The following is a 17056-nucleotide window of genomic DNA, read 5'->3' on the forward strand; positions in this document are numbered from 1 at the left end:
CGCTTTCAGACCGGTTCATCTGGATACCACGCTAACGCCTGCAAGCCTGTCAGGCGAGAGAGGATCCCCCGGCAGGGCGTGGAAGCGGCAGATCGCTAATCAATAAAACTATTGATACCCAGCGTCTGTTGCAAAAACGCTTTGCCTGTGGGCGTAACCAGCAGCACACGCGGTTCATGCGCTTTGATAAGAAACCGCTTCTCAAGCAGCGCCGCGAAGAGACGGGTGCCTAATTCACCCGATAAGTGATAACGCTGCTCGCTCCAGTCCATACAGATTATTGCCAGCTCCCGGCGCGATCCGGCGTGCATGTTATCGATATCTATCCCCAGTTGCGTAGCGAACCAGTCTCGTCCCTTCGGAGTGACGGAGAGATGTCCGTCTGTGACAACCAGCATGTTTGTTTGTAAAAGATGCTCATAGATAGCGACGCCGATATGCCCGGCAACGTGGTCGTAGCAGGTTCTGGCATAACATATTTTCTTAAACCCGCTGGGTTTTAACCGCTGCTGAAAATCGTCATCGGCATAGGTTGCCACCATCATCGATTCAATGGCCTGGGCAATCAGCGCGTTATAGAGCCGGTAATAACGGTTGCGTCCCACTTTATCGAAGGCAACTACCCGGCAGTGGGTTAATTTCGCCAAATGATTGCTCGCGGATTGCGCCGAAAGCCCGGCAACACGCGCTAATTCCGATGCGGTAAGCCGGTTATTATCCATCAACGCGCAGAGCATTCGAGCCCGGCTGGCATCGGCTAATAGACAAGCCAGTCGGCTGAAATTAGGAAGTTGTTCTGTCATCACGTTCATAGTTCATTAAAGAATTAAACATTTATCTGTTTGTTCGTAAAGAATACCGCAATTCAGAACAGACAAGGCAGTCATAATGTTCTTACAACGACCTTTATATAAGGATGCGCTTCATCTTTTCAGATTTTTTTGTTTAATCCTCTGGTTATTATTGACGGTATATATTACTGGCTTCGCTGGAATAGCTGAGAATTATATTTTAAGTTTCGCCATGATGGTGGGGGCGTTTGTCGGAAGTGCGACGCCAGTGGGTGGCGGTGTGGTAGCATTTCCAGTACTGACGTTCATCAAACAGATCCCGGCCAAAGAGGCCGCCGTTTTTTGCCTGGCAATGCAATCGTTTGGCATGACAGCATCTTCTTTAGCGATATTTACCCGCAAGATACCGGTCGATAAATTTCTGATAACCTGGTGTGTAATAACCAGTTTTGTAGGTTATTTGTTGGCGCTGTTTTATATTCCTAATCCCTTTTCATCCGCAGGATTAAAAGTTTTTTTCTCCTCTTTCTGGCTCGCCTTTGGCGCGGCGATTTTCCTTGTCAGAAGAAAACAAACCATTAGGCGAACCGTAGCACTTACCCGCGTGAACGGCTGGCGATTGCTGTTGTTTATCGCTATTTGCTTCGCGGGTGGAATTGTGACCTCATGGATCGGTAATGGTATCGACGTGGTCTTTTTCTGCGTGTTGATTTTAATGTTTTCCCGCACCGAATCCGTAGCAACACCTTCTGCGGTCATTGTGATGGCGTTGATATCACTGCTGGCGACGGTTTTAAATATCAGTGCCGGTAACGTAACTATGCAGACCTTAACATATCTGAGTGCAACGATTCCGGTGGTCATTATCTTTGCACCTTTAGGTATTCTCTTTTCTGTTCGGCATGGGGATGCGTTTATCCGAAAACTTCTGCTGGCGCTGGTCATTATTCAATATCTCTTTACCGCCGTGGCTTTTTTCAGACAGCTGGATTACGTGCTTCTCTCCATGCTCGTTATTGCTCTTTCATTCGTTTTATTGTTTGCCATTGGCTGTATTGATAAAAGGAAAGCAGCGTGACCACGAGAAATATGAACTTTCTACTAAAAGTTGTTATTGCGACCCTCTGTATGGGGTCGTCTTTTCCAACCGGGAAATATTTAATCTCTTATGAAAATATGCCGCCGTTTTTAATGGGCGGTTGGCGGTTTATGGCAGCCGGGATTTTTATGCTATTAATTCCGGTTTTTACCCGTGGCGTTCAGGCTATCATTCCGACCAGTGAAGGATCGGTCGCGAAGGGATTACTTTTAACCGCGGTAGTGGGAGCGTTGCAGACGACAGGGACCATGGGCTTTCTCAACCTGGCGCTGGAGAGTGTTACCTCATCCATGTCTTCTATTATTTTGTTTACCAATCCCTTGTGGCTCGCAATATTAGCGCATTATCTGCTGCACGATAAATTAAATAAGCGAAAAATTATCTCACTGATTATTGGCGTCGCGGGCGTGATTGTTTGTCTGGGGCTTGAGAGTGTCAAAGGCGGAACCGGTTTATTTTATGCGTTTTTAGGATCGATATGCTGGGCGGTATGCACGGTCGTGAGTAAGCGATTTGTTTTTGACAAAGACAGCTGGGTATTTACCGGCTGGCAGCTTTTTCTCGGTGCGCTGTTTATGTTAATCATCGCCTGGATAAGAGATGAAAAATATAACATCGGCGATTTACAAATCTGGGGCTGGGTGTGGTTTATTTGGCTTATTTTACCGGCCAGCGTCGGCTCGTTCGGCTTGTGGTTTTCAGCGCTACGGCAGGGAGGCGCAACGCTTGCCAGTGGCTTTCTGTTTCTCGTTCCTCTCTTTTCAACGATCTTTTCTATTTTCACATTACATGATGGTCTCTCCATTCAACTTATTATCGGCGGATGCCTGATTGTCCTTTCACTCTTTCTTCTTAATCGGGAGTATTAACATGGAAGTGGGTAACAGTATTTCGATATCAACCGGGCAGCAATGGTCTTTTGATAATGATGTCGCCAGCCACTTTGATGAACATGTGCAAATGTCGGTGCCGGTTTATCAAGAAGGGCATGAACTTATTGGTTTTCTAAGTGATTTCTTTATTAAAGACGGCTCAGTGTTTTATGAAATAGGCTGCTCCACCGGTGCATTGATTCATAAAATATATACCCGCCACAGCCAAAAAGCAGCGACACGGTTTATTGGTGTTGAACCGGTTCAGAATATGATCGCGCAGGCGAAAAAAAGAACCGGTAATTTACCCATTGAATATGTACATAACACTATTGAAAATATTGATATGGAAGCGTGCGACTTTATCGCTTCTTATTATTGCTTACAGTTTATCCCACTAACTAAACGCATAACGGCTTATGAAAAATTATATGATGCATTAATTCCTGGAGGTGCGTTGATACTTTTTGAAAAAGAAGTTATCGACGACTCGAAAATAAATGAAATGATCGAGTCTTGCTATCTGAAGTTCAAGCTGTCGCGAGGCTTTTCGGTTGATGAGATTATCGCTAAGAAATTTAGCCTGGAAGGAATGATGCGGCCTTGCACCGAGCGAGAGAACAGAAAAATCCTTGCGGAAGTCGGGTTTAAACAAATTGCTACGATTATGAAATACGGGGAGTTTCATGGATATCTTTGCATCAAATAAGCGCAGCCAGCAAAATAAAAGTAAGTGGGAAGCGCTACATAAAAAATCGGCCGATGAAAATGTGCGTACCACGCCCAGTTACGCCATTAAACAAATTTATGAAAGCCTGGAGTTGATTCAAACCCAATCGATTACCGTTAATACGCTGGAAATTGGCTGCGGTTTTGGCCGTAATCTTCATTACCTTATTACGCATGGTTTTTCTGATAATTATGTCGGCATTGATCAAACTGATATCGCTATCAGAAAATCAAAGGAGTTGCTGAGCGATTATCAACAAAAAGGTATTGTACAACTTATGAAGGCCAACGCAGCGGGCGAGTTACCCTTTCCGGATGCTCACTTCGATTGCATTTTCGATATTATGTCCGCCATTACCTTTATTCCTGATGAAGCGGTACGAGTGGCGTATTTCAACAACGTGGTCAGGCTGCTGAAACCGGGCGGCGCTTACTTCTTCCTCGCAGTCAGTAGTCAGGCGGTGTTTAACGATAAAGTCGTCGATGCAACGCTGGATGAACCCGGTCTGTTTAAACGTAAGTTCGACAACATGATTGAAAAAGCCTATTCAGCGGAGGAGCTGAAACGCTATCTGGCGGGGTTGTCTGTGTGCTGCCTGGATGTGGTTTCCGAACATACTCGCGCTTTTGGCGATGAAAAGTTCGAACGAGAGAATGGGTTCTGGTTTGGCTGTTTTACCAAAGAGATCTGAAAAAAGCGGGGTGGTAAACACCCCGCATTAACCGCTTAACCCATTGCGCTTTCGCGCAGGCGAGTCTTCAGCTTGTTGTACTCATCTATCACATACTGCTCGGCGGCGCGCTGATCGGCGATCGGCTCCACGCGCACGGCGCAATACTTGTACTCCGGCGTTTTGGTTATCGGGCTGAGGTTTTCCGTCACCAGCTCGTTACAGGCTCCAATCCACCACTGGTAGGTCATATACACCGCGCCTTTATTCGGACGCTCGCTGACCTGCGCACGCGTGATGATTTTGCCTTTGCGCGAGTTCACCCACACCAGCGCTTCATCTTCAATGCCCAGCCTTGCGGCGTCGGCGGTGTTGATTTGCGCATAGCCCGGTTCATCCGCCAGCGCGGCGAGCGCGGCGCAGTTCCCGGTCATTGAACGGCAGGAGTAGTGACCCACTTCACGCACGGTGGAAAGCACCATCGGATACTCCTCGTTGAGCTTATCCATTGGCGCGACCCAGTCGCAGGTGAAGAACTTCGCCAGCCCATTCGGCGTATCAAATTTTTCTTTAAACAGATACGACGTTCCCTGGTCGGCATCCGACGTGTCACGACACGGCCACTGAATGTAGCCCAGCTCACCCATTTTTTCGTAGGTGGCGCCGTAGAAATCCGGGCACAGATGACGTAATTCATCCCAGATCTCCTGCGTGTTGTTGTAATGCATCGGATAACCCATCCGGGTGGCGATTTCGCTGATGATTTGCCAGTCCGTTTTCAAATCCCACTTCGGTTCCACCGCTTTAAAGAAGCGCTGGAAGCCGCGATCCGCTGCGGTATACACACCTTCGTGCTCACCCCAGGAGGTCGACGGCAGGATAACGTCCGCCGCGGCTGCGGTTTTGGTCATGAAAATGTCCTGCACAATCACCAGTTCAAGCCCTTCAAACGCCTTACGCACTGCGGAAAGTTCGGCATCGGTCTGCAGGGGATCTTCACCCATGATGTAAGCGGCGCGGACTTCGCCGTGCTCAACGCGGTGCGGTAGCTCGCTAATGCGATAACCGGTGTGCGCAGGCAGACTGTCGACGCCCCAGGCTTTGGCGAATTTCTCGCGGTGCGCCTCCTCTTTCACGTACTGGTAACCGGGGTAGGTATCCGGTAGCGCACCCATATCGCAGGCACCCTGCACGTTGTTCTGACCACGCACCGGGTTCACCCCAACATGCGCTTTACCGAGGTTGCCCGTCAGCATCGCGAGGCTGGTCAGCGAACGCACGGTTTCCACACCCTGGTAGAACTGGGTCACGCCCATGCCCCACAGAATGGCCGCCGTTTTCGCTCCGGCATACATGCGGGCGGCCTGGCGAATCTCCTGGGCGCTAACGCCGGTAATTTCCTCGACCGATTCCGGCGTATAGCCTTCAACGATTTTCCGGTACTCTTCAAACCCTTCGGTACGATTAGCGACAAACGCCTGGTCGTAGAGATTTTCCTCAATAATGACATGCCCCATCGCGTTGAGCAGGGCGATGTTCGACCCGTTTTTCAAGGCAACGTGCATATCAGCAATGCGCGCCGTTTCGATTTTGCGCGGATCGCAGACGATGATTTTCGCCCCGTTTTGTTTCGCGCGAATCACATGATTAGCGACGATCGGGTGAGAATCCGCCGGGTTGTAACCAAAGATAAACACTAAGTCCGTGTTATCAATTTCATTAATGGCATTACTCATCGCGCCATTACCGACCGACTGGTGCAGACCTGCAACCGATGGGCCGTGTCAGACGCGAGCGCAGCAGTCGACGTTATTGGTACCAATAACGGCGCGCGCGAATTTTTGCATTATGTAGTTGGTTTCATTACCCGTACCGCGGGAAGATCCGGTGGTCTGGATCGCATCCGGACCGTACTTCTCTTTAATGGCGCTCAGACGACTGGCGACATAATCGAGCGCTTCATCCCAGGATACCGACTCCAGTTTGCCGCCGCGCTGGCGGCGGATCATCGGGGTTTTCAGGCGGGGCGTCAGAATCTGGGTATCGTTAATAAAATCCCAGCCGTAGTAACCTTTCAGGCAGAGCGTGCCCTGATTGGTCTTGCCCTGCGCTGCCTCCGCCCGAACGATTTTGCCGTTATCGACCACCAGGTGAATCTTGCAACCTGAGGCGCAATACGGGCAAACCGTGACGACTTTTTTCATCACTTTCGCTCCAGTTAAGAATATCGCCCCCGATTATGCATCTTCTATGCCACAGTGTTGCTGGGGGTATTTACTGATATTACGGCGGATATTTGGTCAAAATACTGACGAAACGCAGGTCATCGTCAAAAGTGACGTGTCGAAAGGCGAGGGGATGTGACCCCGATTAAAAATCCGGCATTTATTCGCTGCAATTATCAATCACTGCCAACAGAATGAGCCAGAATGAGCAAACGAAGCCTGGCGGAAGCGGACAATGAAACCTGCGATTCTGGTTGTGGATGACGATACGGCGGTGTGTTCACTGCTGGAAGATGTGCTCAACGAGCATGTCTTTACGGTCTACGCCTGCCATAACGGGCGCGATGCGGTAAATCTCTGTGCGCAGCATGCGGATATCTCGCTGGTGCTGTTGGATATGATGTTGCCGGATATCAATGGCTTGCAGGTATTACAGCAGCTACAAAAACTGCGCCCGTCACTGCCGGTGGTGATGTTGACCGGGCTGGGTAGCGAATCGGATGTGGTGGTCGGTCTGGAAATGGGCGCTGATGACTACATTGGTAAGCCGTTCAACGCGCGTGTGCTGGTGGCGCGTGTTAAAGCCGTACTGCGACGTACCGGCGTGCTGGCGGCGGAAACCTCTGCGGTAAAAACGGCGGGTTTCCTGTTTAACGGCTGGCATCTCGATCCCGAGCGCTGCGAGCTGTTTAACCCCCAGCAGCAGAGCGTGGCGTTGACGCAAGGGGAGTACAGTTTATTGCTGGCGCTGGTGCAAAACGCCCGCCGGGTGCTTAATCGCGAACAGTTGCTGGAGCTGACGCACAGCGAAAGCGTCGATGTGTTTGACCGCACCATTGACGTGTTGATTATGCGCCTGCGCCGCAAAATTGAAATCAATCCCCACCAACCCGCGTTGATCAAAACGTTGCGCGGGCTCGGCTACGTATTTGCCGCAGATGTTTCTCACGGCGATAAAGCCGCATAACGCCTGTTTATCGCCGCAAGAGACATCCGGGCGCGTGGTCTCACGCCGGGGTGCCTAACTCAAGCAGGAGCGCATCCAGTGTTTTCGCCCCGTCAATCGCATTGGCACACAGCAGGCTGGCGCGGGCGCAGGTATGCGCAAGCTGAATGCTTTTTTGCAGCGGCCAGCTTTCGTGGCAGCCATATAAAAACCCGGCACAGAAGGCATCTCCCGCCCCCACGCTGCCAATAATTTCGGCCTGGCTCAGCATCCGCGACGGCACCCAGTTGCCCGTTTCGCCGGGCGCTTCGCCCCAGGCACCTTCCGGGCAGTGGATCACCACCCGCTGTTTGACGCCGGCTGCCAGCAGTTTTGCTGCCGCGCTGGCAATATTTTCAATATGCGGCTCGTCGTCGGTGGTTCGCATCGCTAACCCGCTGAATTCGCCCGCTTCCAGTTCGTTGATCACCAGATAATCAAGATGCGGCAAGCAGGGAAGTACCAGAGGCTGATAACGCGGATCGCCTTTGCGCGACACCAAATCCAGCGAGGTTTCAAAGCCCTGTTCGCGCATTTGCGCCAGCAGGCGTGCGCTGCGGGTGCCAAATTCTTCATCAGCCTTATCAAGGCTGTCGAGCAGCAGCAAATAGCCGAGATGGAAAATTTTCATGCTGCCGTCCAGCCCGTCAAAAGCGGGCAGATCCAGCAGGCGGTTCGCGCCAGGCGAGTGGAAAAAGGTGCGTTGCCCGGAAGGGTCAGTCATCACTTGCGACATGGATGTCGGTGCTGACGTGGTGCGCTGCACATGCTGGCGGTTGACGTGGTACTGCTCCAGCATCGCCAGAATGTAGTCGCCGTCGCTGTCTTCCCCCACCAGGCCAACGGCCTGCAGCGGTAAGCCAACGTGCATTTTCGCCAGTGTCAGCAACACATTCAGTGGCGCACCGCCGGTGGAGCGTTCGCTGTGGGTGATTTCCGCCAGCCAGCCGCGCTCCGGCCATTGCACAATCTGGTGGACATGATCGACCAGCATATTTCCGGCGGCGATAACCCCTTTGCGTTCCATCACAGTTGCCCCGCACTGCCAAAGATACGCATCTGCCCGGCGACGGTATCGGTAATAGCCTCTTCAACACTGAGCAATAGCTGCGCGAACTCATCATACAGCGGCTGGCGGTTGCCCATACGCTGCTCAATGGCGCCCAGTGCGGCTTGTGACATGCCGGTGTAGAAGTTGATTTTATGAATGCCGAGCGAGATAGCGCGGCGGAAATCCTCATCGCTGATGCCGGAGCCACCGTGCAGCACCAGCGGCAGGCCGGTTTGCTGGCGAATGGCGTCAAGGCGCTCAAAATCGAGTTTCGGCTCGCCTTTATACTTACCGTGCGCGTTGCCGATGGCGACCGCCAGCGTGTCGATGCCGGTGCGATCCACAAAATCCCGCGCCAGCGCCGGATCGGTGAAACAGGCTTCATCGGCGTGGCCGTACAACGCGCCGCCTTCATCGCCGCCGACCGCGCCCAGTTCGGCTTCAACGGACACGCCAACCGCATGGCACATCTTCACCACTTCCCGCGTCTGGCGAATATTCTCTTCGTACTCCAGCGTCGAGCCATCGAACATCACCGAGCTGAAGCCGAGCCGCAGGGCACGCACCACCGACTCAAAATGCAGGCCGTGGTCGAGATTTAACACCACCGGAATGTCGCAGCGGGCGGCTTCGAATTTCACCGCTTCAACAAGCGAGTCCAGCGAGATGTACTTAAAATGCACTTCGGCGATATTGATGATAAACGGCGATCGCTCCTGCTTCGCGGCGGCGAACAAGGCGCGTAGAAAGTGAGAGTCGAGCACGTTGAACGCGCCCAGGGCGTAGCGATGTTTGCGGGCGTGCGCCAGGCCTTCGGCAAGAGAAATCAGCGGCATAGCAAACTCCTTTAGCTCAGAAACAGATGATACTCGTTGCACAGCACCAGCAGCGCCGGTTCATCTTCCAGAACGGTGTTGTAGCGATCCTGGGCATACAGGAAGTGGTTATCGTGCTCGTCATCGTTTACCGACGACACTTCCCCGACCAGCACATCACCGAAGCCGGGTTCGCCCCAGAAGCTGTGATACAGCCCCGGTGGCAGGCAAATACTTTCCCCTGGTGAGAGGCGCAGCTGGCTGCCCGCCGCGTGTGTCTGAATGCAGCCATCAATGACCACGGTAACGTCGGTATTCAGCGTCTCGTCATTCGCCCCGGCGTTCCACAGTTCAATAATTAAATTACCGCCGCCGCGATTAATGATGTCCTCGCGCTTACGCCAGTGAAAATGCATCGGTGTCACCTGTGCGTCGCGCACATGCATGATCTTTTCCGCATAACATTTTTCATAGGGCGCGCCGTTGGGCGAGCCGTTGCGCAGCGTAAACAGCGTCAGTCCCTGGGCGTAGAAATTCTCGCTGCCGAAGGCGGTGACATCCCAGCCTAACTTCAGATCGAATACTTCGCGCCAGGCCTCTCTGTCCAGTTGTTGCCATTTGGTCGGCGGAAAGCTGGCAAACGGAGGCAGATGCACATCGTGCATTGAGAAGAACTGTCGTGTATGGCCGAGAACCTCATTAATGGCGGAGCGTTTCATGGTATCCCCTGTGTTGGCACTCCCTCTCCCCTGCGGGAGAGGGATAAACCGTTATTTCACCGTCCAGCCTTTGTAGCTGCCAACATTCTGCTTATCGATCATGGTCACCGGGATCAGCACCGGTTCTTTAGGCGCAGGCTTGCCTTGCAGGATGTCATAGCCAATTTCCACCGCACGGGCGGCCATTACTTGCGGATCCTGCGCCGGTGTGGCGACAAACAGCGAGTTCTTACGTTTCAGCGCCTCTTCACCGTCCGGGCTGCCGTCGACGCCAACGATAAAGAACTCGTTGCGTTGCGCCTGTTTAGCGGCCAGATCGGCACCGATCGCCGTCGGATCGTTAATCGCAAATACGCCGTCGATTTTCGGGTTAGCGGCAAGCAGTGAGGTCATCACCTCCAGCCCGCCTTCACGGCTGCCTTTGGCGTTCTGGTTATCGGAAAGCACCTTGATGTCCGGGTGGCGTTTAAACTCGGTCTGGCAACCTTCAACACGGTTCTGCACAGCGGAAACCGGCGGCCCGTTGATGATCACGACATTGCCTTTGCCTTTCAGGCGGTCGGTGATGTACTTACACGCCATTTCCCCCGCCTGGGTGTTATCGGAGGTGATGGTGGCGTCAGCGCCTTCCGCTGCTACGTCAACCGCCACGACGACAATTCCGGCCTCTTTCGCCCGCTTCACCGCCGGGCCGATGCCTTTGGAATCCGCGGCGTTGAGGATGATCATGTCGACTTTGGCGGCGATAAAGTTGTCAATCTGCGCCACTTGCTGGCCGAGGTCGTAGCCGCTGGAAACCAGCGTGACTTTGACTTTATCGCCCGCCAGTTTGCGCGCTTCCAGCTCCGCGCCTTTGGTGATTTGCACGAAGAAGGGGTTCGCCAGATCGCCCACCGTCACGCCGATGGACTTCAGTTCTTTGGCCTGCGCGAACGGGGCGCTGGCCAGCAGAGCACCCGCGCAGAGCGCAGTGACAAGAGGTTTAAGACGCATGCTGTAATCCTCGCTTATGTTGCTGTTTTGTAGGGTATTGTTATGCTGCCTGATGATGCCGGGTACGGTATTTGTCGATCAGCACCGCTATGATGATCACCGCCCCTTTGATCACCAATTGCCAGAAGTAGGAGACGCCCATCAGCGTCATCCCGTTGTTTAAGGTGGCGATAATCAGCGCCCCCACCAGCGTGCCGGTGATGGTGCCAATCCCGCCGACAAAGCTGGTGCCGCCAAGGATCACCGCCGCGATGGCGTCCAGCTCATAGCCCATGCCGAGGTTGCCGTTGGCGCTGTACAAGCGCGAGGCGCTCATTACCCCGCCAAGACCAGAGAGCAACCCGCTCATGCCATAGACGAACAGTAAAACCAGCCACACTTTGATGCCGGTCAGGCGTGCGGCCTGCATATTGCCGCCCACCGCGTAAATATGAACGCCAAGCGTGGTGCGGCGCAGAATAAACCAGCACACCACAATCACCGCCAGCGCGATCACCACCAGCCACGGTACCGGGCCAAGATAGTTATTGCCGATCCATTCAAAACTGATGTCGGAGTTAATCACCGTGGTGCCGTCGGCCAGCAGATAGGCCGCGCCGCGCAGCGCGGTGTAAGTGCCAAGCGTGACGATAAACGGCGGTAATCCGGCAAAGGCCACCAGCGCACCGTTAAATAACCCCAGCACCAGACCAAGCATCAGCGCCGCCGGCACCGACAGCATGGCGAGTTCCGGTATCAATGACACCACCATGGCCGCCACCGCCGTGGTGCCAAGAATCGAACCGACAGACAGGTCGATGCCGCCGGTCAGAATGATGAAAGTCATCCCCGCCGCCAGCACAATGTTGATCGACGCCTGGCGGGTGATATTCAGCAGGTTGCTCTCGGTAAAGAAATTCGGCGCGATAAAGCCAAACACGGCGACGATGAGGATCAAAATCGGCAGGATGCCGACCGTTTGCATCAGATCGCCCATTAACATCTTTTTGGCGGAGGCCGATTTGGCGACCTCGGTGGCTGCATTTTCTTTGTAATCAGTCATGGTGTACCGCCGGGTGTAGGGATTCGTTAACGCCGGTCGCCAGCGTCATGATGTTTTCCTGGGTGATGTCGCCGTTGAGTAACTCACCGGCAATGTCGCCTTCGCGCATCACATATACGCGATCGCTCATGCCGACCACTTCCGGTAGCTCACTGGAGATCATCAGGATCGCCACGCCTTTGCGCGCCATCTGGTTCATGATCCGGTAGATCTCGCTTTTTGCGCCGACATCGACGCCGCGCGTTGGCTCGTCGAGGATCAAAATGCGCGGGCCGATCGCCACCCAGCGCGAGATCAGCAGTTTCTGTTGGTTGCCGCCGGAAAGCCCGCCCGCGCGTACCTGCGCGTGCGGTACGCGGATGTTGAGCAGCTTGATGGCATCATCGGAGATCGACTGCGCTTTTTTGCGGTCGAGCATTCCCCAGGCGGCGTCGCGCTCAAGCGTCGCCATGGTGATGTTCTCCTGCGCCGCCAGTTCGAGAAACAGCCCTTGCTCTTTGCGGTTTTCGGTCAAAAAACCAATGCCCAAATCGATGGCGGCGCGCGGGGAGTGGATCACTACCGGTTCGCCATCCACTTCGATCATGCCGCCGGTGGCTTTGCGCACGCCGAAGATCAGTTGCGCCAGTTCCGATCGTCCCGCGCCAACCAGCCCGGCGAGACCGACGATCTCCCCGGCGCGGACATGCAAGCTAACCGGCTGGATCTTTTCGTTATCGGTCAGGTGGTGAATGCTCAGACGCGGGCTGCCGAGTGGAATATCGCGCTCTTTGTTAAACAGATCGCTGAGCGGCCGCCCGACCATCATGCGTACCAGTTCGGAGGCGTTAAGTTTGTCGCGGGTCAGGCTGCCGACGTATTGCCCGTCGCGCAGCACGCTGACGCGATCGGAAAGCTCATACACTTCCGCCATGCGATGGCTGATGTAAATAATCGCCATACCTTGATCGCGCAGGCGCAGGATCAGTTCGAACAGGCGGTGAGTTTCACGCGAGGAGAGGGCGGCGGTGGGTTCATCCATTACCAGAATACGGCTGTTGCGATGCAGGGCGCGGGCGATCTCCACCTGCTGCTGTTCGGCGATGGTTAACGTCATCACGCGATCAGTGGCTTTGAAGTTGGCGCCAAGGCGATCGATCACCGCCTGAGCTTGTGCGGCCATCTCTTTGCGCTGCACCAGCCCGCCACGGGCGATTTCGCTGCCGAGAAAAATGTTTTCGGCGACGGTCAGATTGGGCGCGAGCTGCATCTCCTGATAAATCAAGGTGATGCCCGCTGCCAGCGCGTCTTTCGGGCCTTTTATTGTGTAGGGTTGGCCGTCAATCAGGATCTCGCCGCTGGTGGCGCTGTACGCCCCGGCAAGGATTTTCATTAACGTACTTTTCCCCGCGCCGTTTTCCCCCATCAGCGCGTGGATCTCGCCGGGCCAGACCGTCAGGTCCACCCCTTTGAGCGCATAAAACTTGCCAAACGCTTTGGCAATGTTGCGCATCTCCAGAACGGGCGTTGTGCTCATGTCAGGCTCCTCGGAAGGACGATATCCGCACTTCATCACACGTTCGTAAATGCACAATGTCAGAAGCTGTTCATATTTGTCATAGTGACGCCACATCACCGCGTTGAGCCTCTTGTGGAGCCACTATGCCGTATCGCGCGAACCCGTTCTTTTCCAGCGCCCGTGGGCGGCTGCTGTTTTTTAATGTGCTGGTAGTGGCAGTGACCTTAATGGTGTGCGGCGTCGCCGTGCTCGGCTTTCGCCATGCCAGCCAGATTCAGGAACAGGTGCAGCAGCAGACGCTGGACGATATGACCGGCAGCATGAACCTGGCGCGCGATACCGCAAGCGTCGCCACGGCGGCGGTGCGTTTGTCGCAGGTGGTCGGCGCGCTGGAGTACAAAGGCGAAGCCGAGCGGCTGAAAGCGACGCAAAGTGCGCTGCAACACTCGCTTAACCAACTGGCGAACGCGCCGCTTGCGCAACTGGAGCCGCAACTGGTGGCTCAGATCACGCGGCGCAGCCATGAGTTGCAGCAAAGCGTCACCGAGATGCTGCAACGCGGACAGCGCCGCCATCTGGAGCGTAATGCGCTGCTCAGCTCGCTCTATCAAAGCCAAAGTTACCTGCGTCATTTACAGGAGATAAATGCGCGGGAAGGGGGAAAGATCCCCGACAGCCGCCTGCTGGAAGAGATGGACCGGCTTATCATCGCCGCCATTCAAACGCCTTCTCCGCGCCCGACCATCAAACAGTTATCGGAGGTGATGGCGACATTACCGCTGCAAAGCGCCAGCCCAAAGGTGGCGTTTATCCTGCCCGATTTCAGCGCCGAGTTGCGCAAACTGGAGCCGCTGTCGCTGCAACTGGAAGAGAGCGATCTGGCGATAAGCTGGTCAATGTTTCATATCAAAGCGCTGGTGGCACTGCTCAATAGCGACATTAACCAGTATGTTTCGGAAGTGGCGAACGCCTCTGAGCTGCGCACCACCCAGAGCCACCAGGAGATGCGCTCCATCATTGCGTTTATCAGCGTTTTCGCCCTGCTGGCGCTGGTGATCACCGGCTTTGCCGGTTGGTATATCTACCGTAACTTAGGATCCAATTTGACCGCGATTTCACGCGCCATGTCGCGGCTGGCGCACGGTGAAAAGGAGGTTTCCGTACCGGGTTTGCAGCGGCGGGACGAGCTGGGCGAGCTGGCGCGGGCGTTTAACGTCTTCGCGCGCAATACCGCCTCGCTGGAGCACACCTCAAAGCTGCTGAAAGAGAAAAGCACGCAACTGGAAACCACTTTTCATGCGATGCGCGACGGCTTTGCCCTGTTTGATAACCAGGGTTGTCTGGTGGTGTGGAACCCGCAATATCCGCTGCTGCTGGGGTTAACCGCCGATGCGCTCCAGCGCGGCCAGCATTACCAGCGTTTGCTGCACCAGGTGAGTGATCTGCCCGGCCACGTGCAGGAGAATCTCGCCCGACCGCTACCCAAACCGCAGGAGCTGCGGCTGGCAGATGACCGCACCATTGAGCTGCGCTTCAGCCCGGTGCCGGGACGTGGAATGGTTAACGTGGTGCTGGACCGAACCGAGCGGAAGGGGTTGGAAGCTGAATTGTTGCACAGTCAGAAGATGAAAGCGGTCGGGCAGCTAACCGGCGGGCTGGCGCATGACTTTAACAACCTGCTGGCGGTGATTATCGGCAGCCTTGAACTGGTCTCGCCCGATTCACCGGATGCGCCGCGTATTTCGCGGGCGCTGAAAGCCGCCGAGCGCGGCGCGTTACTCACGCAGCGCCTGCTGGCGTTTTCACGTAAGCAGTCGCTGCACCCGCACGCAGTAGAGATGCAGCCGCTGCTGGAAAACCTCGGCGAGCTGATGCGCCATTCCCTGCCTGCGACGTTGTCGCTGGAAATAGAGGCGCAGAACCCGGCGTGGCCCGCGTGGATCGATGTCGGTCAACTGGAAAACGCCATCATCAACCTGGTGATGAACGCCCGCGATGCCATGGAAGGGCAGAGCGGGGTTATCAAAGTGCGCACCTGGAATCAGCGCGTGACCCGCACTGACGGACGCAAGCAGGATATGGTGGCGCTGGAGGTGGTGGATCACGGCTGTGGGATGTCGCAGGAAGTCAAAGCGCAGGTGTTTGAACCGTTCTTCACGACCAAACAGACCGGCAGCGGCAGCGGGTTAGGGCTGTCGATGGTTTACGGTTTTGTCCGCCAGTCCGGCGGGCGGGTAGAGATCGAAAGCGCGCCAGGGCAGGGCACCACGGTGCGTTTGCAACTGCCCCGCGCGGCGGTGCAGGTGGTCAATCAGCCCGAGCCCGATTTGGCGCAAACACGTGATACCCGCGACACGCTGATTCTGGTGCTGGAAGATGAGGCGGATGTCCGCCAGACCTTGTGTGAACAGTTGCATGAGCTGGGGTATTTAACGCTGGAGGCCGAAAGCGGCGAGCAGGCGTTACAACTGCTGAGCGCGTCGCCGGAGATTGGCGCACTGATTAGCGACCTGATGTTGCCCGGCGCGCTAAGCGGGGCGGAAGTGATTAACCTTGCGCGTCAGCACTATCCGCAACTGCCGCTGTTGCTGATAAGCGGCCAGGATCTGCGCCCGACGCAGAACCCTGCGCTGCCGGATGTCGAGCTTTTGCGCAAACCGTTTACCCGCGTACAACTTGCTCAGGCGCTGCGGCGTATTGCGGCGTAGTGGATTTGAGATTCCTCCGCTACCCGGCGCGCGCGTGGCTGAATTAACGTAAGCCTCGTCCCTATTTGAGGCTGGCCTTTATGAAACGTTACGCGAACGCGCTGGTGCTCGGCGCTCTCTTACTCAGTGGTCAGGTTGCCCACGCGGATATGATTGATGATGCGATTGGTAATATCCAGCGGGCGATTGGCGAAGCGTATAACACAGATAGCCGCGATGACAGGCGCGATGATGACTACCAAAGCCGCGACCAGCGCAGGCAGTACGACGATCGTTATCAGCAGCTTGAGGATCGGCGTCGTCAACTGGATGACCGCCAGCGCCAGCTCGATCGCGAGCGGCGCCAGCTTGATGATGAACAGCGCAGGCTGGAAGACGACGATTATTATCGCTAACGCGGCTACGCAGGGATGCGCAAACCTAAACGCGCCGGAACGACATCTTCCAGCAACGCGACCAGTTGCGGGTCCATAAAGTGGTAATGGTCAGGAATATCCAGCACGTAAACCGGTTTATGCTGCACCAGGCGGCTGAAGTCTTCCAGAATCCGGCTTTTGTGATGCTCTTCCATGACGCAAATAACATCCGCCCAGGAGAGAATGGCGGGGGAGACGGTTTTTCTCGCCTGGCGTTGTGTGCCAGCGGAACGGGCATTCAGCCCGGGATAGCGACGAAATACCTGCTCAGCCGTGGGGCTGCGCCACTGGTTTCGGCTACAAATAAAAAGCACATTCATGGCAAGCTCAATACTCTTCAAAGCCGCGATGTGCTAATAACTGCCTGGTCACACGCGGGTAAGTAAGACCCCGTTGCGTTATGCGCAACAACTTTTTTGTTTTTGCTGCGAGTCTGTACGCT

At 54.9% G+C, this 17056-nt stretch carries 16 protein-coding genes; 7 read left to right on the top strand and 9 right to left on the bottom strand.

Features of this window, described 5'->3' with window-relative positions; genetic code table 11:
* Nucleotides 1–95: 95 nt before the first annotated feature.
* Nucleotides 96–803, bottom strand: coding sequence for an ArsR/SmtB family transcription factor (locus IP581_RS01735; protein ID WP_228007803.1), 708 nt, complete (start codon nucleotides 801–803; stop codon nucleotides 96–98).
* A gap of 85 nt (nucleotides 804–888) precedes the next feature.
* Here IP581_RS01735 and IP581_RS01740 point away from each other — a divergent pair, with 85 nt between their 5' ends.
* The 4 genes from IP581_RS01740 to IP581_RS01755 are packed head-to-tail and all read left to right on the top strand — an operon-like array spanning nucleotide 889 to nucleotide 4183.
* Nucleotides 889–1869, top strand: coding sequence for a sulfite exporter TauE/SafE family protein (locus tag IP581_RS01740; RefSeq protein WP_228007804.1), 981 nt, complete (start codon nucleotides 889–891; stop codon nucleotides 1867–1869).
* Nucleotides 1866–2759: a DMT family transporter gene (locus IP581_RS01745; RefSeq protein ID WP_228007805.1), complete on the top strand. Its 894-nt coding sequence runs from the start codon at nucleotides 1866–1868 to the stop codon at nucleotides 2757–2759. Before IP581_RS01740 ends, IP581_RS01745 begins: the two co-directional genes overlap by 4 nt.
* Before the next feature lies 1 nt (nucleotide 2760).
* On the top strand, nucleotides 2761–3471 hold the full coding sequence (locus tag IP581_RS01750; RefSeq protein ID WP_193821613.1) for a methyltransferase domain-containing protein: 711 nt from the start codon (nucleotides 2761–2763) through the stop codon (nucleotides 3469–3471).
* Nucleotides 3449–4183 carry a class I SAM-dependent methyltransferase gene (locus IP581_RS01755; protein ID WP_193821614.1) on the top strand — a complete coding sequence of 245 codons (735 nt, stop codon included), beginning with the start codon at nucleotides 3449–3451 and terminating at the stop codon, nucleotides 4181–4183. Before IP581_RS01750 ends, IP581_RS01755 begins: the two co-directional genes overlap by 23 nt.
* Nucleotides 4184–4218: 35 nt before the next feature.
* Here IP581_RS01755 and fdhF read toward each other — a convergent pair whose 3' ends face one another.
* The gene (gene fdhF, locus IP581_RS01760; protein WP_086873959.1) at nucleotides 4219–6366 is read right to left on the bottom strand and encodes a formate dehydrogenase subunit alpha; all 2148 of its coding nucleotides are present in this window, start codon (nucleotides 6364–6366) and stop codon (nucleotides 4219–4221) included.
* Between the two features lie 256 nt (nucleotides 6367–6622).
* Between fdhF and IP581_RS01765 the strand changes: the two genes are divergently transcribed.
* Entirely contained in the window at nucleotides 6623–7354 is a 732-nt protein-coding gene (locus tag IP581_RS01765) for a response regulator (RefSeq protein ID WP_097401635.1), read from the top strand.
* Between the two features lie 40 nt (nucleotides 7355–7394).
* Here the strand turns inward: IP581_RS01765 and IP581_RS01770 are convergent, their stop codons facing one another.
* The 6 genes from IP581_RS01770 to IP581_RS01795 are packed head-to-tail and all read right to left on the bottom strand — an operon-like array spanning nucleotide 7395 to nucleotide 13508.
* Entirely contained in the window at nucleotides 7395–8399 is a 1005-nt protein-coding gene (locus IP581_RS01770) for a carbohydrate kinase family protein (protein ID WP_193822627.1), read from the bottom strand.
* Nucleotides 8399–9259, bottom strand: a complete 861-nt coding sequence (locus tag IP581_RS01775; protein WP_193821615.1) for a ketose 1,6-bisphosphate aldolase — start codon at nucleotides 9257–9259, stop codon at nucleotides 8399–8401. Before IP581_RS01775 ends, IP581_RS01770 begins: the two co-directional genes overlap by 1 nt.
* A gap of 11 nt (nucleotides 9260–9270) precedes the next feature.
* Nucleotides 9271–9957 (bottom strand): D-lyxose/D-mannose isomerase, encoded by a 687-nt coding sequence (locus IP581_RS01780; protein WP_086873963.1) that lies wholly within the window; start codon nucleotides 9955–9957, stop codon nucleotides 9271–9273.
* A 51-nt stretch (nucleotides 9958–10008) separates the two neighbouring features.
* On the bottom strand, nucleotides 10009–10950 hold the full coding sequence (locus IP581_RS01785) for an ABC transporter substrate-binding protein (RefSeq protein ID WP_086873964.1): 942 nt from the start codon (nucleotides 10948–10950) through the stop codon (nucleotides 10009–10011).
* 40 nt (nucleotides 10951–10990) lie between these two features.
* Nucleotides 10991–11992: an ABC transporter permease subunit gene (locus tag IP581_RS01790; protein WP_086873965.1), complete on the bottom strand. Its 1002-nt coding sequence runs from the start codon at nucleotides 11990–11992 to the stop codon at nucleotides 10991–10993.
* The gene (locus IP581_RS01795) at nucleotides 11985–13508 is read right to left on the bottom strand and encodes a sugar ABC transporter ATP-binding protein (RefSeq protein ID WP_086873966.1); all 1524 of its coding nucleotides are present in this window, start codon (nucleotides 13506–13508) and stop codon (nucleotides 11985–11987) included. Before IP581_RS01795 ends, IP581_RS01790 begins: the two co-directional genes overlap by 8 nt.
* Before the next feature lie 125 nt (nucleotides 13509–13633).
* Between IP581_RS01795 and IP581_RS01800 the strand changes: the two genes are divergently transcribed.
* Both IP581_RS01800 and yjdP read left to right on the top strand, forming a co-directional pair.
* Nucleotides 13634–16198, top strand: a complete 2565-nt coding sequence (locus IP581_RS01800) for an ATP-binding protein (protein WP_193821616.1) — start codon at nucleotides 13634–13636, stop codon at nucleotides 16196–16198.
* Between the two features lie 80 nt (nucleotides 16199–16278).
* Nucleotides 16279–16593: a DDRRRQL repeat protein YjdP gene (yjdP, locus tag IP581_RS01805; protein WP_086873968.1), complete on the top strand. Its 315-nt coding sequence runs from the start codon at nucleotides 16279–16281 to the stop codon at nucleotides 16591–16593.
* A gap of 5 nt (nucleotides 16594–16598) precedes the next feature.
* Here yjdP and IP581_RS01810 read toward each other — a convergent pair whose 3' ends face one another.
* Entirely contained in the window at nucleotides 16599–16934 is a 336-nt protein-coding gene (locus IP581_RS01810) for a low molecular weight protein tyrosine phosphatase family protein (protein WP_017459508.1), read from the bottom strand.
* Nucleotides 16935–17056 lie beyond the last annotated feature (122 nt).

This window comes from Kosakonia pseudosacchari (genome assembly GCF_015167415.1).
GTDB lineage: Bacteria > Pseudomonadota > Gammaproteobacteria > Enterobacterales > Enterobacteriaceae > Kosakonia > Kosakonia pseudosacchari.

What these genes read in the sequence shown, in the direction of transcription:
- IP581_RS01735 (WP_228007803.1), bottom strand. Translation starts at nt 803, where the DNA reads ATGACAGAACAACTTCCTAATTTCAGCCGACTGGCTTGTCTATTAGCC.
- IP581_RS01770 (WP_193822627.1), bottom strand. Translation starts at nt 8,399, where the DNA reads ATGGAACGCAAAGGGGTTATCGCCGCCGGAAATATGCTGGTCGATCAT.
- IP581_RS01780 (WP_086873963.1), bottom strand. Translation starts at nt 9,957, where the DNA reads ATGAAACGCTCCGCCATTAATGAGGTTCTCGGCCATACACGACAGTTC.
- IP581_RS01800 (WP_193821616.1), top strand. Translation starts at nt 13,634, where the DNA reads ATGCCGTATCGCGCGAACCCGTTCTTTTCCAGCGCCCGTGGGCGGCTG.
- IP581_RS01810 (WP_017459508.1), bottom strand. Translation starts at nt 16,934, where the DNA reads ATGAATGTGCTTTTTATTTGTAGCCGAAACCAGTGGCGCAGCCCCACG.
- IP581_RS01765 (WP_097401635.1), top strand. Translation starts at nt 6,623, where the DNA reads ATGAAACCTGCGATTCTGGTTGTGGATGACGATACGGCGGTGTGTTCA.
- yjdP (WP_086873968.1), top strand. Translation starts at nt 16,279, where the DNA reads ATGAAACGTTACGCGAACGCGCTGGTGCTCGGCGCTCTCTTACTCAGT.
- IP581_RS01750 (WP_193821613.1), top strand. Translation starts at nt 2,761, where the DNA reads ATGGAAGTGGGTAACAGTATTTCGATATCAACCGGGCAGCAATGGTCT.
- IP581_RS01775 (WP_193821615.1), bottom strand. Translation starts at nt 9,259, where the DNA reads ATGCCGCTGATTTCTCTTGCCGAAGGCCTGGCGCACGCCCGCAAACAT.
- IP581_RS01790 (WP_086873965.1), bottom strand. Translation starts at nt 11,992, where the DNA reads ATGACTGATTACAAAGAAAATGCAGCCACCGAGGTCGCCAAATCGGCC.
- IP581_RS01755 (WP_193821614.1), top strand. Translation starts at nt 3,449, where the DNA reads ATGGATATCTTTGCATCAAATAAGCGCAGCCAGCAAAATAAAAGTAAG.
- IP581_RS01795 (WP_086873966.1), bottom strand. Translation starts at nt 13,508, where the DNA reads ATGAGCACAACGCCCGTTCTGGAGATGCGCAACATTGCCAAAGCGTTT.
- IP581_RS01785 (WP_086873964.1), bottom strand. Translation starts at nt 10,950, where the DNA reads ATGCGTCTTAAACCTCTTGTCACTGCGCTCTGCGCGGGTGCTCTGCTG.
- IP581_RS01740 (WP_228007804.1), top strand. Translation starts at nt 889, where the DNA reads ATGTTCTTACAACGACCTTTATATAAGGATGCGCTTCATCTTTTCAGA.